The sequence below is a fragment of the Micromonospora globosa genome (assembly GCF_000717585.1).
GTDB classification, from domain to species: Bacteria; Actinomycetota; Actinomycetes; order Mycobacteriales; family Micromonosporaceae; genus Micromonospora; species Micromonospora aurantiaca.
Genome location: NZ_JNZR01000007.1, coordinates 115,879 through 141,444, shown reverse-complemented (window position 1 = coordinate 141,444; position 25,566 = coordinate 115,879). Strand labels below are relative to the sequence as shown.

The window sequence follows — 25,566 nt, the reverse complement described above, 5'->3', positions numbered from 1 at the left end:
CCGGCCGGTCCTCATACCGGTCGGTTCTCCTGCTCGACGGACTCCACGGCGGGGGCGGCGGACTGCGGCAGCGGACGGCGGTTCGCCATCAGGTCCCGGGCCGCCCGGTAGAACTCGCTGCGCCGCGGCGTCAGCCGGTCCGCGGCGAACTCGTGGGCGACCGCGAGGTTGCGACGCGAGGCGGCAGCCATGGCGTCGGGGTCCGCGAGGGTACGGCGGATGGCGTTGGCCAGGCTGTCGGGGTCGTCCGGCGCAACCAGCATCTCCGGTGGCAGCAGTTCGGGTATGCCACCGACACGCGAGCCGATGGCCGGCAGCCCGCGGGCCATCGCCTCGATCAGGGCCCGGGGCAGGCCCTCGGTCCGGGATGGCATGACGAACAGGTCGGCGGCGTCGAGGTGCCGGCGCAGCGCCTCGACATCGGTGATCAGGCCGGCGAACGTGATTCGGTCGCGGACCCCGAGGCGGGTGGCCAGATCCTCCAGCACCGGCTGGCAGCGCCCGGGGCCGATGTGCACGTGCCGTACCGGCGGGGCCGAGGACCGCAGCAACGAGATCGCCTCGATGAGCGTGTCGATGCCCTTGTAGAGCTGTTCCAGGGAACCGACCGACACGAGGGTCACCGGCCCGGCCGGCAGCCGGGGCGGGCGGGGCTCCCGCACGAACGCCGCCGGCGGCAGGTTCACCGAGCTGAGACCGATGGAGAGCGCCCCCGGGCGGGTGGGATACCGCTCCTGGAGCGAGCGCTTCGTCTCGTACGACACCGCGACGGCGGAACGGCACTGACGCCGGAGGTTGCGGGTGCTCCACACACGCAGGAAGGGCCGCAGCGGGTGCTCGATCACCCCGGGGGCGAAGACCGCGTACGGGTCGCCGATGACCTCCATGGCGTAGGCGAGACCGCGACTGGTGATGTGCCGGTGCATCAGCGTGGCGATCGACGACGGCGCCCGGAGCAGCACCGCCTCCGCGTCCGCGGCGATCCGGCGGACGGCCCGGTCGATGCGGGGCAGGCGTCGCAGGTACTCCTGCGGTCCGAGGTAGTGGGGGATGGGTGCCACGGTCACCCCGTCGCCGTCGACCCGGACCGCGTTCGGCGGGATCTCCGGTACGTCCCGCGCCCGGGCCACCACCCGTACCTCGTCGAAGGCCGCCAGGTATCGCGCCCAGAGCGCGTAGCCGGTGCCGAAGTCCACCCAGAATCGGTTGTCCGGAGTGCGGAGGTACCGGCACTCCTCGGTGATGGTGAGCCTCACGCGAGATGTCCTATCGGTTTACGGGAACCAGGTTGCCGTGCGGGACGCGCGCCTCGGGGCGCGCGGTCGGCTGGACGGAGCGGCCCTTCAACGAGCCGAGCCAGATGACGGTGTAGAAGGCGACGCCGTGCAGGAGAGTGGCGAGCAGGCTGGCGCTCTCCCCGCGGAACCCGTACATCCAGCTGATCGTGTAGAGGATGCTCGCGTAGGCGTAGACGTGGCCCTGCGCGGCGCGGAAGAAGAGCAGCCGGTGCCCGAGGGTCAGCGCGGCGAAGACGACGGGTACGCCGAGGTACCCGAAGTTGGCGTACGCCTCCGCGGTCAGCGAGAAGCCGAAACCCGACGACGAGCCCGGCAGCCAGGCGTCGACCAGCCAGGACATGAGCATCGGCCGTTCCGGGACCAGCGCCGACGGCATCGCGGTGAGGAAACCGTTGAGGTAGCTCTCGCCGGGCCACAGTCGCAGGCTGTCGGCCGCGTTCGTCAGGACGAAGGTGTCCACGAAGAGGGTCGAGCCCTCGTTGAGAACCTTGCTGAGGTTCAGCGCGTCCCCGCTGCGAACGGCGCTGAGATAGGTGGCGGCCAGGACGAACGCGACGCCGGCGATGCCGAACTTCGGCGAGATCCGTCGCCGTTGCAGCAACAGGACGTGCAGCACGACGGCGAAGAGGACGAAGAGGAAGTCCCGTTCGCTGGTGGCCAGGCAGTAGAGCACGTAGAGGCCGAGGTTCACCCAGTAGGCGATCCGGGCCGGGCGCACCGCCCGGGCCAGGAAGTAGATCGAGCAGGCGCACATCTCGACGACCAGATAGCGGGTGTGCAGGGGACCAGCCAGTTCGATCCGTCCGAGCTTGTCGGCGGCCAGCATCGCCGGGCCACGGGTGACCAGGATGGCGAGGGTGTAGGCGGCCAGTCCGTAGAGCACCACCGGAAGGACCGGATTCTCGCGCGGTGTCCGGCCGAGTGCGGTCAGGTCCGGCAGCCGGTCCCGGACCGGCATGAGCAGGCCGACCAGCGTCACACCGCCGAGCGCCAGCGCCAGCACGAGGCAGGCGGCCGGGATCTTGTCGGTGACGATGCCGATGTAGATCTCGTTGCCGAGGGCGTAGTTGATCGCCGGTCCCAGGCCGAAGAAGGCGAGATAGGCGAAGACATAGGGCAGGAGATCGGTGCGACCGGACCGGAGGAACAGGGCCAGCAGCATCGCCAGACTGACCGCGAGGGTCAGCCATATCGCGGTGGTGGTGCTCAGCTCCACGGAGACTCCAAATCGGTGTACGGACACTCCGGACCGGGAGCGGCCGGGGGCGAGAGCGGATTCCGCTCCACATGCGTGCCGGCTGCATTCAAATGTCTAGCAGGAAAGGTCTCCCATAGGCGGCGATTGCGTCTATCGCATTGACTTGGACGGTGCCGTAACCCGTTCGCCCGTCACTCGTTCCTCGACGCATTCGAATCACTTTCGGATGCGATTCTCCGGCTGGTCAGCGTGCGGCGAGGAATTCGTCGAGCGCGCCGAATAGCCGGTCCGCGTCGGCCCCGAGCAGGGTCGACCCGCTGGGCAGGGAGACGCCGGTGGCGAAGAGACGATCCGCCGCGCCGCTCAGGACCGCCTCGTGCCCGCGATGAGCGGGTTGCTGATGCATGGGCTTGAACATGGGGCGCGTCTCGATGTCGTGCCGGGCCAGGTGCGCGGCCAGCTCGTCGGCCCGCCACCCGGCCCGGGCGGAGTCGACGACGAGGGTGGTGAGCCAGCAGTTCGACCCGGGGTCGCCGTCGCCGAGGATCCGGGTGCCGGGAACCGCGGCGAAGAACTTGGCGTACCGTTCCCGTATCGCCCGGCGACGCTCGATCATGCCGTTCAGCCGCCGTAGCTGTGCCCGCCCGAGCGCGGCGAGCAGATTGCTCAGCCGGTAGTTGTAGCCGACCTGCCGGTGTTCGTAGTGCGCGACCGGTTCCCTGGCCTGGGTCGCCAGGTGGCGTGCCCGGTCGATCAGGTCGCCGTCGTCGGAGACGAGCATCCCGCCGCTCGAGGTCGTCATGACCTTGTTGCCGTTGAACGAGAAGACACCCAGCCGGCCGAACGTGCCGGCGTTGCGGCCGCGCCAGGACGCGCCGAGCGCCTGTGCGGAGTCCTCGACCAGCGGGACGTCGAAGTCCGCGCAGACGGGCAGGATGCGGTCGTAGTCCGCGCAGCCGCCGTTCAGGTCGACCGTCATCACGGCTGCCACGCGGCGGCCCTGCTCCCGCAGCCGGCGCAGCAGCGGCGGCAGCAGCTCGGGGTCGAGGTGCCCGGTTGCGGCGTCACAGTCCACGAAGACCGGCTCGGCCCCGGTGTACCGCACCACGTTGGCGGTCGCCACGAACGTCATGGTGGGCACCACCACGACGGAGCCGGGCCCGGCTCCGATCACCGTCAGCGCCAGGTGCAGGGCGGCGGTCCCGGAGCTCACGCCGACGGCGTGGCCGCTGCCCACCCGGTCCGCCAGCTCGCGTTCGAACGCGGCCAGGTCGGGCCCGTCCGGCGCGACCCAGCCCGAACGGACCGCCGCCAGGATGGACGCCTCCTCGGCCGGACCGACGTCCGGCGGAGAGAGATAGATCCGTCTGCTGACACTCGTGCCGTCCTGCTGATGGGCGGGTCGAGCCATCAGTGAGTAGTCCTGTGCCACGGTGCTGGTCTCCGATGGAAGTGTGGGTGTCACCCGGCGACGCGCAGGGAAACGGGGACGCACGCGCGGACCTGATCGTCGCGCCGCTGCGACCTGGCCCGTCGAGTCGGGACCGACTGGTTCAACGCGCCGACCGTGGCGGCCGTTACGGTGTGCCGGCCGACTGCGGCCGACGCCTCACCGCCCGGCGGGCTCGGGCAGCGGGCACCGGTATTCGGGGAAGTAGTCCGAGGACGCGGACCAGGCCGGATCCCGCCGGGATCCCTCCCGCCGGTGCGCCGTTGACAGCCGCCGGTACGCCGGCTCGTCGAGCACCCGCGTGCCCAGGTGGAACGGGACCAGACCGTTCGGTGCGAAGGCGCGCTTGTACCGGAAGATGCCGTCGTCGGGGGCGTACCCGCCGCCCAGGACGAACCGGATCCGCCCCTGAGCGCGTCCCCATCGGCAGATCTCGAATTTGAGGAGATCGTTGGGCCGCAGGTCGAACGCCGCCTCGTCGGTGCCGCCGAGGTACGAGTAGAGGTTGAGCGCGGAGACCAGCACCAGTTCGGTCGAGACGACGCGTCCCTCGTACACGGCGTGGAAGAAGGCGAATTGGCCGGGCAGTTCGTCGACGATCCGCTCGAAGAACTCGCGGGGGAAGTAGTAGCCGCTCGCCGCGGCGCGCCGGTCCATCGTGCGCTCGTAGATGCCCAGGAAGTCGTCGAGCCGCCCCCCGTCGAGATCGACCACGACGATGACGCCGTTGCGGCGGGCTTTGTTGACGTTCTTGCGGACCTTGTGGTCGAACTCGCGCCACATCTCCTCTTCGCCGGTGCGCAGGTCGCGGACGACGTTCACCAGCTTCTGCCGGACCGGTCCCGGCGGGGGCAGCCGGTCCTCGTCGAAGAGCGTGAGCCGGGTGACCTCGGAGACCACCTGACGCGACCCGCACCAGGCGTCGAACGCCTCCCAGAACTCCTTCGCGTCGAGTTCGGTCGCGCCCTCGGCGAAGGCGCCTCCGTAGCCGTACGCGTTGACGACGTCCCGGTACCGTCGCCCGGGCTCGGCGAGGTGCGGCGCGTCGACCGGGCGGAGCAGGAACGGATACAGCACGAAACCGTGCTCGGTCCGGGCGTACGCGGCCAGCGGCTCGTCCTGCGGCCCGGCGAACAGCCGGAGGTAGGCCGGGTGGGCGAAGACCTCACGCCGGTCCCAGTCCCGGTGCAGAGCACGCCAGCGCTCGTCGTCCGCCGGCTTGCGGGCGTCCAGGATCTCCAGTCGCATCTGCGCTCCCCGTCGCCTGGCCACGGCCGCCCCGATGGCGGCCGGCCACGTGTCGTCCGTTCTGGGTAACGAGGATCGGCCGGGACGGTGTCGACAGGTGGCCGGGCCGGGTCAGGGCCAGTCGTCGCCCGCTTCGAGGCGCGCGCCGAGCAGCGCCGTCAGCGGAAGGGACTCCCCGTCGCGTCCGCCGCGGCCGATGACGAGTGAGGGCGTGGACGGCTCCGGCCGGGCGCCGAGCAGCCGGGCGCGCAGCCCGGCCGGCACGGTCAGCAGGTAGTAGCGGCCCTCGGTGTCCACCGCCCGGCTCCGGGCCCGGTCCACGTACCACCCGACCAGCGGGGTCCGGTAGCGGCCGCGTCCGCTGTAGGGCGTGGCCACGAGCCGCTCGGTGCGCAGGCCGCGCCCGGCGGCCTCGGCCGCGAACCGGGCGACCAGCTCCGCGGCCTCGGCCTGCTCCGCGGCGCGCTGCCGGGCGTCGGCCTCGGCGTGCGCCCGCACCGCGTGGCGTCGCCGCTCCCGCCACCGCTCGTCGTCGTCGGCACCCACGACCGCGAGGGTACGCCCACCGCCGCGCCCGCCCGACCCGGCCGCTCCCGGGCCGGGCGGAGAAGGGCGTGCCGGGCCGTCGCGCGACCACCTGCCGCCCTCGCGCTGATCGTCTAGAGTGCTGACGTCCGTCGCGTCCATCGAGGAGCCTGGTTCGTGCTGCACATCCGGGTGATCGCACCAGCGGACCGCTCGTCCGACATCGCCGACATGCTTGCCGCGGACCCCGGCGTGACCCACCTGGTGGTGTTGCCGGGCGCGGCGCGTCAGCCGGCCGGCGACTACATCACCTGCGACGTGGTCCGGGAGAGCGCCGACGGTGTCCTGCGCCGGCTGCGGGAGATGGGGGTCGAGGCGCGCGGGGCGATCGCCGCCGACGACGTGGAGCTGACCCTCTCGGCCGCCGCGGACCGGGCCGCCGAGGCCGCTCCGGGCCACGGTGACGACGCGCTTATCTGGGACGAGGTCGCCGCGAAGACGGGTGAGCAGACCGTGCTCACCGGCATCTTCCTGGCGCTGATCGTCGTCGCCACCATGATCGCCGGCATCGGCGTGCTGCTCGACCAGCCCATCCTCATCGTCGGTGCGATGGTCGTCGGCCCGGAGTTCGGCCCGCTCGCGGCGCTCTGCGTGGCGCTGCTGCGCGGCAAGGGGGGTGTCGTCGTCCGGTCGGTGCAGGCGCTCGTCGTCGGCTTCGTGGCGGCGATGCTCGCCACCGTGGTCAGCACCTGGGCGCTGGACGCGGCCGGTCTGGTGAGCCGGGAGATGCTGCTGGCCGAGCGGCCGTTGACGGACTTCATCTGGCGCCCGGACGCCCTGTCGTGGGTGGTCGGCCTGCTCGCCGGCATCGCCGGGATGCTGTCGCTGACCTCGAAGAAGTCCGGCTCCCTGGTCGGCGTCCTGATCTCGGTGACCACCGTGCCGGCGGCCGCGAACGTGGCGGTCGCCGCCGCGTACGGCGTCTGGCACGAGGCGGCCGGTTCCGCGCTCCAGCTGGTCGTCAACCTGGCCGCAATCGTGCTGGCGGGTCTGCTCACGCTGCTGGTCCAGCGCTCCTGGTGGCGGCGTGTGGCGCGGCGGTCCCGGCAGCCGGTGCCCCGGCAGCGGGCCGACCGTGACCCCGCGTCCGCCCGGACCGATCCGTCGTCGGGCGGGCACCGGTCGAGCTGACTCGTTCGTGACGTCAGCCCGACCGGCGGCCGCAGACCGTCAGGCCAGACCGGCGCGGCGCAGCGCCTCCGCCATCGCGTCGTTCACCGGCGCCGCCGCTCCGCCACCTCGTCCCTGCCGCGGCGACTGACCACCGCGCGAGCCGCCCCGTTCGCCCTGGCCGCCACGCCGGGCGCCGGCGTCGCCGCGCTGCCCGCCACGGTCGCCGCGCTGCCCGCCACCGTCGCCGCGCTGCCCGCCACCGCGCCGGCCGCCGCGCTCCTCGCCGCCCGGCCCCCCGGCCGCGGGACGGCCACCGGCCGGCGCCTCGTCGTCCAGCCGCAGCGTCAGCGAGATCCGCTTGCGCGGTACGTCCACGTCGAGCACCCGGACCTTGACCACGTCGCCGGACTTCACCACGTCGCGAGGGTCCTTGACGAAGGTGTGCGACATGGCCGAGACGTGCACCAGTCCGTCCTGGTGCACCCCCACGTCGACGAACGCGCCGAACGCGGCCACGTTCGTCACCACCCCCTCCAGCACCATGCCGGGCGTCAGGTCGCTGATCTTCTCCACGCCCTCGACGAACGTCGCGGTCCGGAACTCCGGCCGCGGGTCGCGGCCCGGCTTCTCCAGCTCGGCCAGGATGTCGGTGACGGTGGGCAGACCGAACGTGTCGTCGACGAAGTCGGTCGCGCGCAGGCCGCGCAGGATGGCCGACCTGCCGATCAGCGCGCGCAGGTCCTGCCCGGTGGAGGAGAGGATGCGGCGCACCACCGGGTACGACTCCGGGTGCACGCTGGAGGAGTCCAGCGGGTCGTCGCCGCCGGGGATGCGCAGGAAGCCGGCGCACTGCTCGAACGCCTTCGGCCCGAGCCGGGGCACCTTCTTCAGCTCCGCGCGGGTGCGGAACGGCCCGTTGGCGTCACGGTGCAGCACGATGTTCTCGGCCAGCCCGGCGCCGATGCCGGACACCCGGGTGAGCAGCGGCGCGGAGGCGGTGTTGACGTCCACGCCGACGGCGTTGACGCAGTCCTCGACCACCGCGTCGAGCGAGCGGGACAGCTTCACCTCGGACAGGTCGTGCTGGTACTGCCCGACGCCGATCGACCGCGGGTCGATCTTCACCAGCTCGGCCAGCGGGTCCTGGAGACGGCGGGCGATCGACACCGCGCCGCGCAGCGAGACGTCCAGACCGGGCAGCTCCTGCGAGGCGTACGCGGACGCGGAGTAGACCGACGCGCCGGCCTCGGAGACCACCACCTTGGTGAGCTTCAGCTCCGGGTGCTGCTTGATCAGGTCGCCGGCCAGCTTGTCGGTCTCCCGGCTGGCGGTGCCGTTGCCGATCGCGACCAGCTCGACGCCGTGCGCGGCGGCCAGCGTGGCGAGCGTGTGCAGCGACGCGTCCCACTGCCGGCGCGGCTCGTGCGGGTAGATGGTGTCGGTGGCGACCACCTTGCCGGTGGCGTCGACCACCGCCACCTTCACGCCGGTACGCAGGCCCGGGTCGAGGCCCATCGTCACCCGTGCCCCGGCCGGCGCGGCCAGCAGCAGATCACGCAGGTTGGTGGCGAAGACCCGCACGGCCTCCTCCTCCGCCGCCTGCCACAGCCGCATCCGCAGGTCCGCGCCCAGGTGGATCAGGATCCGGGTACGCCAGGCCCAGCGCACCGTGTCGGCCAGCCACCGGTCGGCGGGCCGCCCCTGGTCGCTGATGCCGAAGCGTCCGGCCACGGCGGCCTCGTAGCGGCTCGGCCCGGTGGCCGCGTCGGCGTCGCCCTCGGCCTCCGGGTCCATGGTCAGGTCCAGCACGCCCTCCTTCTCGCCCCGGAACACGGCGAGGATGCGGTGCGAGGGCAGCTTCGGGTACGGCTCGGCGAAGTCGAAGTAGTCGGCGAACTTCGCGCCGGCGGTCTCCTGGCCGTCGCGTACCCGGGAGACCAGCCGGCCCCGCGACCACATCTGCTCGCGTAGCGTGCCGATCAGGTCGGCGTCCTCGGCGAAGCGCTCGATCAGGATGGCCCGCGCCCCGTCCAGCGCGGCCGCGGCGTCCGCGACGCCCTTGTCCGGGTCGGCGAACCCGGCGGCGACCGTCTTCGGGTCCTGGGCCGGATCGGCCAGGAGCGTGTCCGCGAGCGGCTCCAGCCCGGCCTCGCGGGCGATCTGCGCGCGGGTGCGCCGCTTCGGCTTGTAGGGCAGGTAGATGTCCTCCAGGCGGGACTTGGAGTCGGCGGCGAGGATCTGCGCCTCCAGCGCCTCGTCGAGCTTGCCCTGGCTCCGGATCGACTCCAGCACGGCCGCGCGCCGCTCGTCCAGCTCACGCAGGTAGCGCAGCCGCTCCTCCAGCGTGCGCAGCTGCGCGTCGTCGAGCAGGCCGGTGGCCTCCTTGCGGTAGCGGGCGATGAACGGCACTGTGGCGCCGCCGTCGAGCAGCTCGACTGCCGCCCGTACCTGCCGTTCGGCGACGCCGAGTTCCTCGGCGATCCGCTGGTGCACAGACTGGGTCACGATCTGATCCGCCTTCTCGGGTGGGTTCCGTCGTGCATTCTGCCGGTTGCCGTCGTACGCGCCGCACCGGCCGGACGGCGGGTCCGGGCCGATATCCCGAAAACGGACTTCCGGCCCCAGAAACCCCTCTAGCCTCCAATCAGGTGATTTCCTACGGTTGTCTGGAGCCCGGGTGAGCGCTGAGAAAGTGGTCGTCATCGGTCAGGGGTACGTCGGTCTCCCGCTGGCCATGCGGGCCGTCGAGGCCGGCTTCGACGTGGTCGGGCTGGACGTCGACGCCGACCGGGTCAAGCGGCTCGCCTCCGGTGAATCCTTCGTGGAGGACATCCCCGCCGACCGGCTGGGGCGGGCGCTCGGCAGCGGCCGCTACCTGCCGAGCACCGAGTACGCAGACGCCGAGGGCTTCGACGTCTGCGTCATCACGGTGCCGACCCCGCTGCGCGACGGCACGCCGGACCTGAGCTACGTGGAGCAGGCCGGCCGGGGTATCGGCCCGCACGTGCGGCCGGGAAGCACCGTGGTGTTGGAGTCGACGACGTACCCAGGCACCACCGAGGAACTGCTGCGTCCGCTGCTCGAAACGGCCAGCGGGCTGCACGCGCCGGGCGACTTCCACCTCGGGTACAGCCCGGAACGCATCGACCCCGGCAACCCGACCTGGCGGTTGGAGAACACGCCCAAGGTGGTCTCCGGCGTTGACGCGCCCGCGCTGGAACGGGTGGACGGCTTCTACCGCCGCATCGTGGAGCGGACCGTTCCGGTGTCCTCCACCCGGGTCGCGGAGCTGACCAAGCTGATCGAGAACACCTTCCGTCAGGTGAACCTGGGCCTGATCAACGAGCTCACGGTGCTCTCCCACCACCTGGGCATCGACGTCTGGCAGGCGATCGACGCCGCGGAGACGAAGCCGTTCGGGTTCATGCCGTTCCGGCCCGGACCCGGTGTCGGCGGACACTGCCTGCCGATCGACCCCTGCTACCTGTCCTGGCAGGTCAAGCGGCGTCTCGGCCGTCAGTTCCGGTTCATCGAGCTGGCCAACGACGTCAACCACGAGATGCCCGAGCACGTGGCGCAGCGGGTGATGACCGGCCTGAACCGCACCGGCCGTGCCGTCAACGGCGCGCGCCTGCTGATGCTCGGCCTGGCGTACAAGAAGAACACCGGAGACATGCGGGACTCGCCGGCGGTGGACGTCGCCCGGCGGCTGTGCGACCTCGGCGCGGACGTCCGCGCCGTCGAGCCGTACGCCGAGGCGCACCAGATCCCGGGTGGGGTGCTCGTCGTGCCGCTGACCGAGCAGGAGGTCGACGCGGCCGATGCGGTGGTCGTCACGACCGACCACGACGTCTTCGACTACGAGATGGTCTCCCGCCGCGCCCGCTACGTGTTCGACGCCCGCAACCGGTGCTCCGGGCCGGTGGTCGAGCGCCTCTAGGCACACCCTGCCCGCCCCGCCGCCGGCTGCGCTAGCGTGGCGATCATGGAGGCACCTGCGGATCCGCGGGCCCGGCGGCTGTTCGGCGGCAGCGCCCGGGCGCTCGGCGACCTGGCCGCCGGCCCGTTCCGGGCCGACCGGGACCGGATCGTCGGGTCGCCGTTCTTCGCCCGGCTGGGCGGCGTGACCCAGGTGATCAGCCCTGGTGGTTCCGGGCTGCTGGTGCACAACCGGCTCACCCACAGCCTGAAGGTGGCCCAGGTGGCCCGGGCGATCGCGGAGCGGCTGACGGCCGACCCGGCGCACCGGGACCTGCTGGAGAAGCTCGGCGGCTGCGACCCGGAGGTGGTGGAGGCCGCCGCGCTCGCGCACGACCTCGGGCACCCGCCGTTCGGGCACCTGGGGGAGCGGGTGCTCGACCGGCTGGCCCGGCAGCGCCTCGGGCTGCCCGACGGCTTCGAGGGCAACGCCCAGTCGTACCGGATCGTCACCAGCACCGAGATCCGCGGCGCGGCGACCACCGGGCTGGACCTGACCGCCGCGGTCCGGGCGGCCATGCTGAAGTACCCGTGGACCCGGCTGGACCATCCTGATCCGCACCCGCGCCACCTGGACCCGGCGCCCCGGGGCGCGGCTGCGCCGCCGGAGGACCCGGAGAGCGGTTCGGTGAAGTTCGGCGCGTACCGCACCGAGCTGGACGACCTGCGGCAGGCACGGGAGCCGTTCGCCGGGCGGATCCCGGACTGGCAGCAGACGCCCGAGGCGTCGGTGATGGACACGGCCGACGACATCGCGTACGCGATCCACGACGTGGAGGACTTCTACCGCGTCGGGGTGCTCCAGCAGGGCGCCGTGGCGGCCGAGCTGATGGCCTGGCAGCGCGAGTGCGGGCACCTGCGGTCGATCACGGCGTCGGCGCTGGAGGGGGCGGGCCGGCGGCCGGGAGCCGCGATCGAGCGGCTGCGCCGGCAACTGCACCGCAAGGACGGCTGGATCGCCGACGACGAGGCGTTCGCCGCCGCCGTCGAGCACGTCCGCGAGGAGCTGGTGGAAGGGCTGCTGGCGCTGCCGTTCGACGGCTCGATCGAGGCGGAGCAGTACGTGGCCCGGTTCTCCGCCCGCTGGTCGACCCGCTTCGTGGACGCCATCGCGGTGACGCCGGACCCGGGGGTCCGTTCCGGATACGTGCTGCTGGCGAAGGCGCAGTGGCACGAGGTGCAGGTGCTCAAGTTCGTGCACCACCGGTTCGTGCTGGCCCGCCCGGACCTGGCCCTGCACCAGCGTGGCCAGGCCCGGTTGCTGGGCACGCTGGTGGAGGCGCTGTGGGAGTGGCTGCTGGACCCGGACGAGGAGTCCCGGCTGCCGCGCCGCCTGCACGACCTGGTGGAGCTGGCCGAGGCGGAGCTGCACCCGCGTACCCCGGACCGGATCGGCCGGGCCCGGGGCCGGGCGATCATCGACTTCGTCGCGCAGCTCACCGACGGTCAGGCGGTGGCGATGCTCGACGCGTTGTCGGGACGCTCGGGCGCGCTGTGGACGGACGCCTTCGTGCTCTGAGCCGGCGCGGAGCACGAAGGCGACCGCGCCACCCAGGGACCGCGCCGCGTCAGGCGACCGACTGCCACCACCCGTCCACCGCCGGCGGCTCGTCCACCACGACCCGCTCGCCGGGACGCGGCACGGCCAGCCGTACGTCGCGCGCCTTCGCCTCGGCCCAGAGCCGGTCCACCGGCTCGGACCAGTCGTGCAGGGCCAGGTTGAACGTGCCCCAGTGCACCGGCACCAGCAGTCCGCCGCGCACGTCGAGGTGGGCGGCGACCGCCTCCTCCGGGAACATGTGGATGTGCGGCCACGCCCTGTCGTACGCGCCGATCTGCATGAGCGTCACGTCGAACGGGCCGTGGTCGGCGCCGATCGCGGCGTACCCGTCGAAGTAGCCCGAGTCGCCGGTGTAGAAGACCTTCCGGTGCGTACCGGTGATCGTCCAGGAACTCCAGAGCGTGCCGTCGCGGCGCAGTCCGCGCCCGGAGAAGTGCTGCGCGGCGGTCGCGGTGAGTGTCAGCCCGCCGGCCCGGTGGCTCTCCGACCAGTCCAGCTCGACGATGCGGTGCTCGGGTACGCCCCAGCGGGCCAGGTGCGCGCCGACGCCGAGCGGCACCACGAACGGCGCGGACTGGAGGTCGGCCAGCGTGCGGACGGTCTCCATGTCGAGGTGGTCGTAGTGGTCGTGCGAGATCAGCACCGCGTCGAGCGGGGGCAGGTCGGTCAGGCGGACCGGCGGCTCGTGGATGCGTCGCGGGCCGACCAGCCCGGACGGGGAGCACCTGTCGCTCCACACCGGGTCGAGCAGCACCCGGTGCCCCTCGATCTCGACGAGCGTGGAGGCGTGGCCGTACCAGACGACGTTCAGCTCGCGGGCCTGGTCGCCGGCCGGCGCGGCGCCGGGGTGCAGCAGCGGCACCGGGCTGCCCGGCCGCCGCTTCTGCTTGCCGAAGACCAGCTCCCGGAGCAGGTTGCGGCCCGGGTCGGCGACCATCGTGGCGCTGGCGCCGGCCGGGTTGTGGAACGTGCCGTCGCGGAAGCGCGGTGACCGGGCCGCCCGTTCCGCCCGGGCGCCGGTGAGCCGGCCGCCGAGCTGGGCCGGTACGTCCCGCGCCGCCCAGGCCATCCCGGCGACGGCGGCCAGCCCGGCGAGCTTCCACACCCGCCCGCCGCGCGTCCGGTCCGGTTCCCGCCCCGTTGGTTCCCGCATGCTCGTCCCTCCGCCGTGTCCCGTCGTACACGGTAACGACCCTCGTCCCGGTCCGCCCGCGCGACGGCCCGCCCACGGGGCGGCCCGCCCGCACGACAGCCACCCACAGGACGTCAGGGCAGCCGGCGGCGTACCGCGGACGCCACGGTCGACGCGCGTCCGCCCACGGCCCGGACCACCTGGGACACGTCGGGCAGCCATCCGCCCCGGACCGCCTCACCGGCCGGGTTGGGCGTGAACACGATGCCCTGGTGCGCGGCGACCGGCGTCCGGGTCAGTCCGGCCAGGCGCATCAGCGGCCCGACCAGCACGTCGTACACGCCGGGCAGGACTGTGAAGCCGAAGCGCATGACCACGTTGAGCCGGCCCACCGACACCTCCCGGCGGGGCCGGTCGAGGCAGTGGACGATGGCCCGCGCCACCCGTTCGGGCGAGGCGATCGGGGGCGGCGGCCGGCCGACGCGGCCCAGGTAGTTGGCCGCCTGCCGGTAGACGGGCGTGTCGACGCTGCCCGGGTTGACCAGGCAGATCGCGACGCCGGGTGTCTCCCGCGCCTCCTGCTGGAGCGTGCGGGCCAGCCCTTGCAGACCCCACTTGGCGGCCACGTAGCCGCTCATGTAGGGCGCGGTGATGTGCCCGAGCACCGAGCCGGTGAGCACGAGCGTGCCGCCGCCGGTGGTCCGGAAACGGCGCAGCGCCTCCCGGGCCACCGCCGCGGCGGCCAGCAGGTCGGTGCGGACCACCTGCTCGAACACCTCGGCCGGGGTCTCGTCGAAGCGGCCGTAGGACATCACCGCGGCGGTGTGCACCCAGGCGTCGACGCGGCCGAACTCGGCCCGCGCCGCGTCGGCGAGCGCGGCCACCGCGCCGGGCTCGGTCACGTCCATCGGTACGGCGATCGCCCGCGCGCCCGCCGCCCGGCACTCGTCGCGTACCTCGTCGAGCGTGGCGGGGGAGCGGGCCGCGAGGACCAGCCGGTCCCCGCGGCCCGCCAGCTCCCTGGCGGTCGCCCGGCCGATCCCGCTGGTCGCGCCGGTGACGACCACCGTCCGGGTCACGGCGCGAGCACGACCTTCACGCAGCCGTCCTCCTTCTTCTGGAACATCTCGTACGCGCGCGGCGCGTCGGTCAGCGGCAGCCGGTGGGTCCGCAGGTCCTCGACGCCCAGCGGGTCGTCGTCGCGCTCCAGCAGCGGGATGATCTCGTCGACCCAGCGCCGCACGTGGCACTGGCCCATGCGCAGCTGGATGCCCCTGTCGAACATCTCCATCAGCGGCATCGGGTCCTGCTCGCCGCCGTACACGCCGGAGATCGACACGGTGCCGCCACGCCGTACGGCCTTGAGCGCGGCGTGCAGCACCACGAGCCGGTCCACGCCGGCCTTGTCGGTCATCGCCTGGGCCAGCTTGTCCGGCAGCAGCCCGGCGGCGGTTTGGGCCATCTTGCCCAGCGGCGCGCCGTGCGCCTCCATGCCGACCGCGTCGATCACGGCGTCCGGGCCGCGTCCGTCGACCAGGTCGATGAGCGCGCCGGGTACGTCGTCGAGCTGGCTGACGTCGAGCACCTCGATGCCGTGGCGGCGGGCCATCTCCAGCCGCTCGGGGACCAGGTCCAGCCCGATCACCCGGCCGGCGCCGAGGTGGCGGCCGATCCGGGCGCTGAACTGCCCGACCGGGCCGAGCCCGAACACGGCGAGCGTGCCGCCGGGCGGGGTGTCCGCGTACTTCACCGCCTGCCAGGCGGTGGGCAGGATGTCGGAGAGGTAGAGCCAGCGCTCGTCCGGGCCGCTGTCCGGGATCGTGATCGGGCCGAACTGGGCCTGCGGCACGCGCAGGTACTCGGCCTGGCCGCCGGGGATCGAGCCGTACAGCGAGGTGTAGCCGAACAGGGACGCGCCCTTGCCCTGGCTGGTCACCTGCGTGGTCTCGCACTGCGCGTAGAGCTGCCGCTCGCACATCCAGCACGAGCCGCAGGAGATGTTGAACGGGACGACCACCCGGTCGCCCTTCTTGAGCCGGGTCACGCCGGGCCCGACCTCCTCGACGACGCCCATCGGCTCGTGCCCGAGGATGTCGCCGGGCTTCAGGTACGGCCCGAGCACCTCGTACAGGTGCAGGTCGGAGCCGCAGATGGCGGTCGAGGTGATCCGGACGATCGCGTCGGTCGGCTCCTCGATCCGGGGGTCCGGGACGTCCTCCACGCGGACGTCCCGCTTGCCGTGCCAGGTCAGTGCCTTCATGCCTGTCTGTCCCCTCTCCGGTGCCGTCCATCGGACTGCTACCCGGCAGAGGGCCGTTGAATCGGCGGCGCCGGTCACCGTGGCGTGAGGTCGACAGCCACGGCGATTGTGCTGGTGCTGGCGGCGGTGGCGGCCAGCGCGCCGATGTCGAGGCGGCGGCCGGCGCGGTCGGTGACGGCGCCGGCCGCGAGCTGCAGGCCGGCGACGGGCGTGCCGAGCGTCGCCGACGCGGCCTCCAGCAGCCGCCGCCGGGCCACCGCCACGGCGACCCGGAGCGGGGTACGGGTTCCGACGGCCGGATGGGGTGCGCCACGTGTCCGGCCGGCTGCCGGTCGTGGCGGTGGCACACGGACGCGCCGGCGCGGCACCGAGAGCCCGTCGGCGATCAGTTCGGCGGCCGAGGTGTCGCCGTCGTACCGGTCCGGCGGCAGCGTGAACGACACGGTCCCGTCCGGGGCGACCTCGACGGAGATCAGGGCCGCCCCGGGCAGGGCCGTGGCCGTCATGATCTCGCCGAGTCCGAGCAGCCCGGCCACGTCCGGCGACGGCGTCCGGGCAGCCGGGTACGCGGCGGTGAGTTCGGCAGCGGCCACCAGGACCGGCGCGGCCAGCACGTACCCCAGGAACGGAGGGAGGGACACGGTCATGGTGCTCACCCGGGCGCTCGTCGTCGCAGCCGGGGACGGGAGGTGCCCCGGCTGCGACGCGGTGGTCAGAACTCGCGGTTGCCGAGCGGGATCTCGATGTTGATGGACTGCCCCTCGGACAGGAACAGCAGGGCGAGCTTGCGCAGGAACTCGTCGAACAGCCAGTAGCACTCCGGTGCGAGCGGGAACGGCAGCAGCGCCTCCCGGACCGCGATGAACGGGCCCCAGCTCGTCCGCAGCAGCGTGTCCCAGAGCAGGTCGCGCGGGATCTCCAGCCAGTTGGCGATCTGGTTGCCGAGCATGAACCGGGTGAACGAGCCGAGGATGGGCTTGCTGAGCAGCCCGGCGTCGATCTCCTTGCCGAGGCCGAGCAGGATGTCGGCGAGCGCGTTGCCCTCGCGGGTGGGCGCGAGGATCGGGTCGAGGACCTCGCCGGCCTGGGAGTTCGCCTCGCTCCACGTGGCCGGGATGTACTCGTCCCTGATGCCGAGCATGTGCGCGGCCACCTGCCACAGGTGCAGGAAGGCCGTCGACTCGGCGGCGGGGATCGGCACCCGCCAGTCGGTCAGTTTCCGCATGACCGTGGTCGGCAGGCTGTGCCAGGTGACCATCATGTCCCGCTGGCTGATCGGGATGTCCTCGGGCGCGACGTCGGCCCACTCGGGCGACTGCGGCAGGAGGTGACGCACACCGGCGTGCGCGAGCCGGGTCTTGACGGCGGTCACGATCATCGAGCCGTCGGGCTGGTACGCGTTGGCGGTGCCGATGTCGTACCCGAGCTTGGCGGTCTTGGAGATGCGGTCCTTCATGTCCGCGCCGCCCTTGGAGTAGTAGACGGCGCGCGCCTCCTTGGGGATGACTGTGCTCATCATGCCGCTGGCCAGGCCGTAGAGCACGCCGAGGTAGAGCCCGCGCTTCTCGTTGAAGCGCACGGCGGTGGCCAGCTTGCCCTGGTCCACCCAGGACGGCAGCACGCGTGCGCGTTCGATGAACGCGCGGACGTCCGCCGGGAGGCCGGAGGGCAGCGGCTGGCCGTTCTTCGTCCACGTCCGCAGCAGTTGGTTGACCAGTGGCGCCTCGCCCCGGTCCAGGAGGGAGGCGACGAGCGGGTCGGCCTCCTCGTCCCACACCCAGCGGGGGTCCACGCCCGCGCCGGCGCCGGCCACTGATCCCTTCGGAGACCAGGTCCACGCCGACCGGGCCTGTGCCGGAGCGGCGACGCTGAGCGCGCCGAGCGCGCCCAGTGCCCCACCGGCCTTCAACATCTTGCGCCTGCTTACCGGTTCCACGTTCACTCCTCGGGGTCGAGGCCGCTGATACGGTGAAACGAATGTTGCGCCCGTGTATCACATGAGAGCACGTGGTAACGGTGTCCACAAGGCTCATGACGACAACTGTCGATGGTTTGCGATGAGGGGAGTCCACGGTGGCGCTGGTCGAGGGGATGCTGTCGGGCAAGGTGGCGTGGGTGACGGGCGCCAGTCAGGGCGTCGGCGCGGCGGTCGCCGAGGGGCTGGCCCGGGCCGGCGCGTCGGTGATCCTCCAGTCCCGGCGGCCGGACGCGCTGGACGAGGTGCGCGACCGGATCACGGCCGGCGGCGGCACGGCGGAGGTGGTCGCCGGTGACGTCGCCGACGAGTCGGCCGCGAACGCCGTGGTGGCCCTGGCGCGGCGGCGGTGGGGGCGGCTCGACGTCCTGGTCAACAACGCCGGCATCAGCCCGGCGCTGCACCGCAGCGAGCGGCTCAGCCTCGGTGACTGGCAGCAGGTGATCGACACCAACCTGTCCGGGGTGTTCGTCTGCGCCCGCGCGGCCGGCGCGCTCATGGTCGAGCAGGGCGCGGGCAGCATCGTCAACATGTCCTCCGTGCACGGTCAGGTCGGCTTCCCGCGCCTGGCCGCGTACAGCGCCAGCAAGGGCGGCGTCGAGCAGCTCACCCGCACGCTGGCGCTGGAGTGGGCGGCGGTCGGCGTACGCGTCAACGCGGTGGCGCCCGGCTACCTGGAGACCCCGATGACCGAAGGGTTGCGCGGCCACGAGCAGTGGTCGAAGCGGCTGCGCGACCGTATCCCGATGGGCCGGTTCGGCCGTCCCGAGGAGGTGGTCGGCGCGGTGCTGTTCCTGGCCTCGGACGCCGCGAGCTACGTCACCGGCAGCGTGTTGCACGTGGACGGTGGCTGGACCGCGCAGTGACCGGCGGGCCGTTTGGTTAGTCGGCGTTCGTCGCCAGGTTGCCGTCACGACGCGATATCGCGCCAGATCACGGCCACTCCTTCCCAGGAAGTTAACCCTCGTTTACAGTGCTGCCATCGGCTGCGGAACCCGCGCGGGCACCACGGCGAGGGGTGCGGCCAGCCCTGCCACCACCAGGCCCGGTTGCGTGTGAAGGAGTAGCCCATGGACCCCGCCCACGTCCTCGCCGAGGACTGCGCCAAGAAAGCCGCCGACCTGACCGTCCCGGCGCTGCTGCACCGCAACGCCACCGAGTACGCCGACCGGCCCGCGCTGACCACGCTCGGCCGGGACGACACCCGCACCTGGGCCGCGCTGCGCGACGAGGTCGCCGAGCTGTCCGCCGGTCTGGCCGAGATCGGCCTGGAGGCCGGGCGGCACATGCTGATCATGATGTCCAGCCGCACCGAGCACTGGCTCGTCGACCTCGCGGCGGTCCACCTGGGCGCGGTGCCGTCCACGATCTACCCGACGCTCAGCGCCGAGCAGATGCGCTACCTGGCCCGGCACAGCGCCGCCCAGGTGCTCGTGCTGGAAGGGCCGGCCGAGCTGGAGCGCTGGCGGCCGATCCTGGCCGACCTGCCCGACCTGCTGCGGGTGGTGCTGGTGGACGAGCCCGCCGAACCGGCCGGCGACGCGGTGCCGCTGTCGCGCGTGCGTACCCTCGGCCGGGCCGCACGCGAGGCGGACCCGGACGCCTTCGAGCGGCGCTGGCGCACGATCCGGCCCGAGCAGCCGGTGACGCTGCTCTACACGTCCGGCACGACTGGTAACCCGAAGGGCGTCGTGCTCAGCCACCACAACGTGATCCACCAGGCGGTGGCGCTGGACGCGATGGTTTCCGTCCCCGACCACGCGCCGACGGTGGCCTACCTGCCGCTCGCGCACATCGCCGAACGGTTCCTCGGCATCTACAACCCGATCTACCGCGCCGGGCACGTGACCATCTGCCCCGACGCCACGCAGCTCGTCGCGGCGCTGCGCACCGTCGGCCCCGCCTCGTTCTTCGGGGTGCCACGGGTCTGGGAGAAGATGGCCGCCGGCGTCCAGGCCCACCTGGCCACCGCCGAGCCCGCGGTCCGCGCCGCCGTCGCCGCCGCGAGCGCTGTCACACTGGAGGCGTACGAGCTGCGCGCGGCCGGAGAGCCGGTGCCGGACGAGCTGGCCGCCCGGGTGGCGCAGGCCCGGGACACCGTGCTGCGGCCGTTGCAGGCCACCCTCGGCCTGCAGAACATGGCCTGGCCCGGCAGCGGCGCCGCCCCGATCCCGGTGGACGTGCTGCGGTTCCTCGCCGGGCTCGGCGTCGACGTGCTGGAGGTGTGGGGTCTGACCGAGACCACCGGCACCGCCACCCTCAACACCCCCGACCGCTTCCGCACCGGGACGGTCGGCCGCCCGAACGTGGGCATGGAGGTACGCCTCGCCGACGACGGCGAGGTCCTCGTCCGGGGTCCGCTGGTGTGCTCCGGCTACCTGCGCGAGGACGGCGGCGTCGAGCCGGTCGTCGACGCGGACGGCTGGCTGGCCACCGGCGACGTCGGGACGCTCGACGACGACGGCTTCCTCACCATCACCGACCGCAAGAAGGAACTCATCATCACGTCCAGCGGGAAGAACATCTCGCCGGCGCAGATCGAGAACCTGCTGCGGGCGCACCCGCTCATCGGTCAGGCGGTCGCGATCGGCGACCGGCGGCCGTACGTCACGGCGCTGATCGTGCTGGACGAGGAGGTCGCGCCGCAGTGGGCGCGCACGCACGGCGTCAGCGACCCGCAGCTGCCCACGCTGGCCTCGGACCCGGTGCTGCTGGCCGAGATCCAGGCCGCCGTGGACGCGGCGAACGCGCGCCTCGCCCGGCCGGAGCAGGTCAAGACGTTCCAGGTGCTGCCGTCGGCGTGGACGCCGGAGTCGGGCGAGCTGACCCCGACGCTGAAGCTACGGCGCCGGGTCATCGTCGACAGGTACGGCGACCGGATCGACGCCCTCTACCGGCCGGGCGACGCGGTGGCGGAGCCCGTCACGGAGTAGCGCCGGGTCGATGCCGGGCGGGGGTGGCGGCGCGCCGAGGTCGGCGGGCCGGTACCCCCGCGGGTAGCCGGGATAGGTGCGGTTGCGCGGCGCGCGGGTCAGCCGGCTCACGGTCCGCGCGGGCAGCAGCCGCACCACGGCGGCCCGGGCGCGCAGCGCGCCGCCGACCAGCGCGGTCAGCGGTCGCGGCGCGGCCGGCAGCCCGAAGGCGGCCCGCATCTCGGGCGGCAGCAGCGCGCGCACCGCTAGCCGCGCGGCCGGGCGCAGCGGCGCCGGGTACCAGGACGCGAACAGGTCCAGCGTGTACGCCGCGACCCGCTCGTTGCTCGGCGTACGGCGGAACGTGTCCCGCTCGTACGCGTCCTTGAACGCCCGGAACGCGTCGAAGTCCGCCGGGACGTCTCGGATGCCCATGCGCGCGCCGACCGCGCGGTAGTAGTGGAACGCGGCCAGCCGCTCGTGCTCGTGCAGCGGGCGCCAGCCGTACCGGTCCAGCCAGTCGATCGGCTCGTAGACGAACGTCGACAGCACGTACCGCATGTCGTCGTTCGAGATCGCGTACCGGCCGTGCGCCCGGTTGACCACCCGCAGCGCCTCCCGGCCGCGCGGCGAGTCGTACCCGTGCTCCAGCAGCTCGGCCATCAGCAGCGCGGTGTCGTCGTAGCGCTGCTGCGCCCGCAGCCGGAACTCGCCGGTCGCGTCGAGCAGCACGGAGATGCTCGGCACGCAGAACGTGCGCAGCAGCGCCAGCTCCAGTGCCCGCTGGTAGTCGAAGGGGAACTCGTAGCCGGCGGAGAGCCGGTAGATCTCGTGGTGGTCGCGGACCGGATCGAGCGTCTCGATCCGGCGCAACCAGCGGTACCGCCCCTCACGAGCCATCGCCACCACCCCCACCGTCCACCCTTGCCGATGCAGTCAAGCTCCTCTATGTTAATAGAAAATCACATCCCCGGATAACTCGAAACCTGCTTGTGCGCACCTCACGGGCCGGTGTTCAGGGCGATGTCCGGTCGAACCGGGAAGTGGTGCTAATGGAGAATCTCAGTAGACGAAGCGTCCTGACGCTCGGCGCCGCGCTGGGACTGGTAGCGGTGGCGGACGCCCCGAAGGCGTGGGCGTGGTCGTCGTCCGGCTCGATCGCCGGGACCGACACGGTCACCGACCCGTGGGACGTCTGGGACGACGACACCGACCCGCTCGTCGCCTCGATGCTGGACGCCGGTCAGATCCCGGCGGTGAACACCGCGTTCGCGTCCTGGATCCGCAACGGCGACGCGCTGCCCGTCGGCCTGCCCCCGGCGCTCACCACCTACCTGCGGCGGGTCAACACGCTGCCGTCCTGGGCCGACCAGGCCAAGCTGGACCGCGCCGCCCAGTTCAACAAGCGCATGAGCATGTACCTGTTCCTGCTCTACGGCCTGGGCAGCGGGATCATGAGCACGGTGATCCCGCGCGAGGCCCGCAACGTCTACTGGTCCGAGGGCGGCGCGGACATGAAGTCGCGCGCCGCGAAGACCTTCACCTACGGGTACGACCTGAGCGCCCCCGACGCGTTCAAGGCCACCGGCAGCTTCGTGGTCACCTCGCACAAGACGCGCCTCACCCACGCTGCCGTGCGGCACCTGCTGCCGCAGTCCGCGCCGTGGCGCGGCGTCACCGACCACCCGATCCCGATCAGCAACGGCGACATCCTCATCACCTTCCACAGCCTCGGCACGTACGTGCACCGCAAGCTGCTCGACTGGCGTCGCTGGGGACTGCGGATGTCGGCCGCGGAGGAGGAGGCCTACCTGCACATGTGGCAGGTCGCGCTGCACCTGCTCGGCGTGCGCGACGAGTTCATCCCGAACAGCTGGGCCGCCGCCGAGGAGCAGTCCCGGTACGCGCTGTCCCCGCTGCTCGCGCCGACACCCGAGGGCATCGATCTGGCCGACATCCTGCTGAACCTGACGTCCTCGGTGGACCTGGGCGTCACCCGGGGGTTCCAGCGGGAGTTCGCGCGCTACGTGCTCACCGACCGGATCGGCGACTGGCTGCGGCTGCCCCGCGACTACATCTCCCGGGGCGTGATCGAGGCCGGCTGGCCGACGTACGTGATGTTCCGCGAAGGGCTCTCGCCGCTCATGCCGGAGACGTTCGGCCTGTTCGACAGGTTCATCCGCGGGCTGGCGATGCTGTTCCTCAACAACGGCTCGTCCGCGTCGCACACCCCGATCACGATTCCGGTCATGAACCGGCCGGGCACCTGAGTCCGTGCCGGTTCAGAGCGTCAGGGCGCCGGTGACCAGCGCGGTGACCGCGTCCCGGTGGCCGGGCGAGTCCTGCCAGCGCAGGGCGCGCCCGGCCTCCACCGCCACGCCGAACCCGGCGTGCACGAGCAGCCGGGCCTGCCGCCGGTCCAGGTCCGGCCGGACCGCGCGCAACTGCTGCTCCCAGACCGCGATGTGCTCCCGCTGGGCGAGGATGAGGGGACGCCGTACGTCGTCCGGCAGGCCGGCCACCTCCGCCTCGGCGACGCTGTTGAGGGTGTTGTGCTCGAAGCAGTAGGCCACGTACGCCGCCGCCAGCGCGACCACCGCCTGCCGTGGGTCGGCCGCCCGCTGGAGGCTGCGGTCCACCGCCTGGGCGAGCAGTTCCGCCGCCTGGAGGCAGGCGGCCACGAGGATGTCCACCTTGCCGGGATAGTGGCGGTAGATCGCGGACGGTGCGAGCCCCACCGCCTGGGCGATCTGCGCGTTGGTGACTGTGGCGAACCCGTCCCGGGCGAACAGCGGTACGGCCGCGGCCAGGATCTCCGCACGCCGCGTCCGGGGCACCGGCTGGGCGGGCAGCTCGACCAGCCGCGCCGTCCCGGCAGCGGTGGCCGGATCGGTGGCCACCACCCGCATCGCGGACCGCAGCACCAGATCCTCGATCCGGCGCTGGGCGATCGAGGTGTGGTGCATGGTGACCGAACCGATCACACCGAGCGCGGCCACCGCCCGCAGGCGCTCGTCGGGCAGCGGGTACTCCCGCCGTACCATCTCGGTCACCCGGCCCACGACGTGGCCGAACTTCGCGCGGAGCAGGTGGCGGTCCGCGCGGCCGAGGTAGCGGGCCTCCCACCGGTAGAGGCCGCCGGAGGCGCGGTGCGCGACGGTGACCCGGGTGAGGGCCAGCAGCACGTCGGCCAGCGCCGCGTCCGGCGGCCACTCGTCGATGGCCCCGACCAGGTTGTCCACCATGACGTTGGCGCACTCGGCGAACAACGCGTACTTGTTCGGGAAGTGGCGGTACAGCGCGGGCGCGCTGATCCCGACCGCCGCGGCGATCTCCTCCATGGACGCGCCGTGGTAGCCGCGCTCGCTGAACACCTGCCCGGCCGACTCGACGATGACCTGTCTGCGGTTGCGGGGCCGGGTGGCCGCGGCCGGCCCGGTGGTCACCGGATCGTCCGGGCGGACGCGGACGGGCACGGGACCATGGGTGTCAGTCAACCACAGCGCCTCACGCCGCCCGCGCGCTCGCGGTGACGCCGGTCAGGCGTGCAGGACGGCGAGCGTGAGCCGGGCGGTCTGATCGTCGTAGCCGGCGGTGCGGTCGAAGCGGCCGAGCCGCCCGACGTCGGTGACGACGTTCAGCGCGGCGTGGACGAGCACGCGGGCGTCGGCGGCCGGCAGGTCCGGTCGTACCGCCCGGACCAGGCCCACCCACTCCTCGACGTGCAGCCGCTGCGCGCCGCGCAACTGGTGGCGGTCCCGGTCCGGCAGGTTGTTGTTCTCCGCCAGGTACACCGCGACCAGGTCGCTCTGGCCGAACGCGAAGTCGACGTAGGCGCGCACCACCCGGTGCAGCGCGTCGGCCGGGTCGCTCGCCTCGGCGATCGCCGCGGTGGTGGCCCCGGTGAGCCGGTCGGTGGCCCGGTAGTAGGCGGCCGCGAGCAGGTCGGCCTTGCCGGGGAAGTAGCGGTACACGCTGGACGCCTGCATGCCCGCGGCGCGGCCGATGTCCTCGACCGCGACTGCGTGGTAGCCGTGCCTGTGGAACAGGCGCATCGCCTCGATGAGCAGCAGTTCGCGCCGCGACGCCGGACGCACCGGCCCGGTGGCGGGCATGTCCTGCGGCGCGGTACGCCGCCGGAGCGGCACCGTCGGCGCGTCGGTCCGCAGCAGCGTCCAGGCGACCCGGGTGAGCAGGTGCTCGGTGTCGGCGCCGGTGGCCGCGGCCCGGTACGTGGTCACGCTGCCGAACGCGCTCAGCGCCGCATTCACCAGCAGGTCGGCCTGCGCGGTGGTCAGCTCGGGACGCAACTCGCGCAGCGGCGCGGCGACGCGGCCGACGAGCGTGGCCATCGAGACGGCGAACTCCTGCCGGTGCTCGGGCGTCAGGTAGCGGCCCTCCCACTGGTACAGCCCGGCCACCCGCCGCCTGCTCACCGCGACCTCGGCGAGCGCGCGCAGCAGTTCGTCGAGCAGCTCGTCGGCGTTACTCGCCGCCGGCTGTCCGGTCGCGGCGAGCAGGGCGCCGACGACCTCCCGGGTGGCGTGCACCAGGATCGCGTACTTGTTCGGGAAGTGCCGGTAGACGGCCGGCCCGCTGATGCCGACGGCGGCGGCGATCTCGTCCACCGAGACGCCGTGGTAGCCCCGCTCGCAGAACAACTCGGCCCCGGCGAGCGCGATCCGGGCCTTGCGGTCCTTGGGCCGTCTGACCGGTGCCGGGGCGGTGTCGCTGGCTGCTTGTCGCACAGCTACACGTTAGCGCCCCCTCGCGTGCATCCGGTGACGCCCCTCGGCCGTTTCCCCGGCGGGGTCGGAGCCGGACAGCGCGGAACGCGTCTTGACAAGCGGCGGCAG

General features: G+C 72.8%; 20 protein-coding genes. 6 read left to right on the top strand and 14 right to left on the bottom strand.

All coding sequences use genetic code 11. The features are described from left to right. Positions 1–11: 11 nt before the first annotated feature. From IF06_RS0110025 to IF06_RS0110005, 5 genes are all read right to left on the bottom strand, one after another. On the bottom strand, positions 12–1,256 hold the full coding sequence (locus IF06_RS0110025; protein WP_030270448.1) for a glycosyltransferase family 4 protein: 1,245 nt from the start codon (positions 1,254–1,256) through the stop codon (positions 12–14). Between the two features lie 10 nt (positions 1,257–1,266). Continuing rightward, positions 1,267–2,514, bottom strand: coding sequence for an O-antigen polysaccharide polymerase Wzy (wzy, locus tag IF06_RS0110020; protein WP_030270446.1), 1,248 nt, complete (start codon positions 2,512–2,514; stop codon positions 1,267–1,269). Positions 2,515–2,740: 226 nt separating this feature from the next. Further along, positions 2,741–3,907, bottom strand: coding sequence for a DegT/DnrJ/EryC1/StrS family aminotransferase (locus IF06_RS0110015; protein WP_052166142.1), 1,167 nt, complete (start codon positions 3,905–3,907; stop codon positions 2,741–2,743). 198 nt (positions 3,908–4,105) lie between these two features. After that, entirely contained in the window at positions 4,106–5,194 is a 1,089-nt protein-coding gene (locus tag IF06_RS32795; protein ID WP_052166141.1) for a GNAT family N-acetyltransferase, read from the bottom strand. Positions 5,195–5,305: 111 nt separating this feature from the next. After that, the gene (locus tag IF06_RS0110005) at positions 5,306–5,740 is read right to left on the bottom strand and encodes a hypothetical protein (protein WP_013285302.1); all 435 of its coding nucleotides are present in this window, start codon (positions 5,738–5,740) and stop codon (positions 5,306–5,308) included. A 156-nt stretch (positions 5,741–5,896) separates the two neighbouring features. On the opposite strand from IF06_RS0110005, the gene IF06_RS0110000 reads away from it, so the two are divergent. Beyond that, positions 5,897–6,910 carry a DUF389 domain-containing protein gene (locus IF06_RS0110000; RefSeq protein WP_013285303.1) on the top strand — a complete coding sequence of 338 codons (1,014 nt, stop codon included), beginning with the start codon at positions 5,897–5,899 and terminating at the stop codon, positions 6,908–6,910. A gap of 39 nt (positions 6,911–6,949) precedes the next feature. Here IF06_RS0110000 and IF06_RS0109995 read toward each other — a convergent pair whose 3' ends face one another. Beyond that, positions 6,950–9,397: a Tex family protein gene (locus IF06_RS0109995; RefSeq protein WP_030270440.1), complete on the bottom strand. Its 2,448-nt coding sequence runs from the start codon at positions 9,395–9,397 to the stop codon at positions 6,950–6,952. A gap of 46 nt (positions 9,398–9,443) precedes the next feature. Here IF06_RS0109995 and IF06_RS0109990 point away from each other — a divergent pair, with 46 nt between their 5' ends. Next, positions 9,444–10,832 (top strand): nucleotide sugar dehydrogenase, encoded by a 1,389-nt coding sequence (locus IF06_RS0109990; RefSeq protein WP_332258966.1) that lies wholly within the window; start codon positions 9,444–9,446, stop codon positions 10,830–10,832. Positions 10,833–10,877: 45 nt separating this feature from the next. Continuing rightward, positions 10,878–12,389 carry a deoxyguanosinetriphosphate triphosphohydrolase family protein gene (locus IF06_RS0109985; RefSeq protein WP_030270437.1) on the top strand — a complete coding sequence of 504 codons (1,512 nt, stop codon included), beginning with the start codon at positions 10,878–10,880 and terminating at the stop codon, positions 12,387–12,389. A 49-nt stretch (positions 12,390–12,438) separates the two neighbouring features. Here the strand turns inward: IF06_RS0109985 and IF06_RS0109980 are convergent, their stop codons facing one another. From IF06_RS0109980 to IF06_RS0109960, 5 genes are all read right to left on the bottom strand, one after another. Then, entirely contained in the window at positions 12,439–13,584 is a 1,146-nt protein-coding gene (locus IF06_RS0109980; protein WP_030270435.1) for an MBL fold metallo-hydrolase, read from the bottom strand. Positions 13,585–13,697: 113 nt separating this feature from the next. After that, on the bottom strand, positions 13,698–14,642 hold the full coding sequence (locus IF06_RS0109975) for an SDR family NAD(P)-dependent oxidoreductase (RefSeq protein ID WP_030270433.1): 945 nt from the start codon (positions 14,640–14,642) through the stop codon (positions 13,698–13,700). Continuing rightward, positions 14,639–15,823 (bottom strand): zinc-dependent alcohol dehydrogenase, encoded by a 1,185-nt coding sequence (locus IF06_RS0109970; RefSeq protein WP_013285309.1) that lies wholly within the window; start codon positions 15,821–15,823, stop codon positions 14,639–14,641. The genes IF06_RS0109975 and IF06_RS0109970 overlap by 4 nt, the downstream gene beginning before the upstream one ends. Before the next feature lie 74 nt (positions 15,824–15,897). Then, positions 15,898–16,470, bottom strand: a complete 573-nt coding sequence (locus IF06_RS0109965) for a hypothetical protein (RefSeq protein WP_030270431.1) — start codon at positions 16,468–16,470, stop codon at positions 15,898–15,900. 65 nt (positions 16,471–16,535) lie between these two features. After that, positions 16,536–17,759 (bottom strand): oxygenase MpaB family protein, encoded by a 1,224-nt coding sequence (locus IF06_RS0109960; protein ID WP_013285311.1) that lies wholly within the window; start codon positions 17,757–17,759, stop codon positions 16,536–16,538. Positions 17,760–17,896: 137 nt separating this feature from the next. Between IF06_RS0109960 and IF06_RS0109955 the strand changes: the two genes are divergently transcribed. After that, positions 17,897–18,664, top strand: a complete 768-nt coding sequence (locus IF06_RS0109955) for an SDR family NAD(P)-dependent oxidoreductase (protein WP_013285312.1) — start codon at positions 17,897–17,899, stop codon at positions 18,662–18,664. Positions 18,665–18,868: 204 nt separating this feature from the next. Continuing rightward, a complete protein-coding gene (locus tag IF06_RS0109950) occupies positions 18,869–20,731 on the top strand; it encodes an AMP-dependent synthetase/ligase (protein ID WP_030270429.1) in 1,863 nt (620 codons plus the stop codon). On the opposite strand, the gene IF06_RS0109945 is transcribed toward IF06_RS0109950, so the two are convergent. Beyond that, positions 20,639–21,610 carry an oxygenase MpaB family protein gene (locus IF06_RS0109945; protein WP_036310577.1) on the bottom strand — a complete coding sequence of 324 codons (972 nt, stop codon included), beginning with the start codon at positions 21,608–21,610 and terminating at the stop codon, positions 20,639–20,641. The two genes, IF06_RS0109950 and IF06_RS0109945, sit on opposite strands and share 93 nt — an antisense overlap. Before the next feature lie 152 nt (positions 21,611–21,762). Between IF06_RS0109945 and IF06_RS0109940 the strand changes: the two genes are divergently transcribed. Further along, a complete protein-coding gene (locus IF06_RS0109940) occupies positions 21,763–22,980 on the top strand; it encodes an oxygenase MpaB family protein (protein ID WP_030270420.1) in 1,218 nt (405 codons plus the stop codon). A gap of 12 nt (positions 22,981–22,992) precedes the next feature. Here IF06_RS0109940 and IF06_RS0109935 read toward each other — a convergent pair whose 3' ends face one another. Beyond that, entirely contained in the window at positions 22,993–24,186 is a 1,194-nt protein-coding gene (locus IF06_RS0109935; RefSeq protein WP_232236646.1) for a TetR/AcrR family transcriptional regulator, read from the bottom strand. A 63-nt stretch (positions 24,187–24,249) separates the two neighbouring features. After that, a complete protein-coding gene (locus IF06_RS0109930; protein WP_030270417.1) occupies positions 24,250–25,458 on the bottom strand; it encodes a TetR/AcrR family transcriptional regulator in 1,209 nt (402 codons plus the stop codon). Positions 25,459–25,566: the final 108 nt, after the last annotated feature.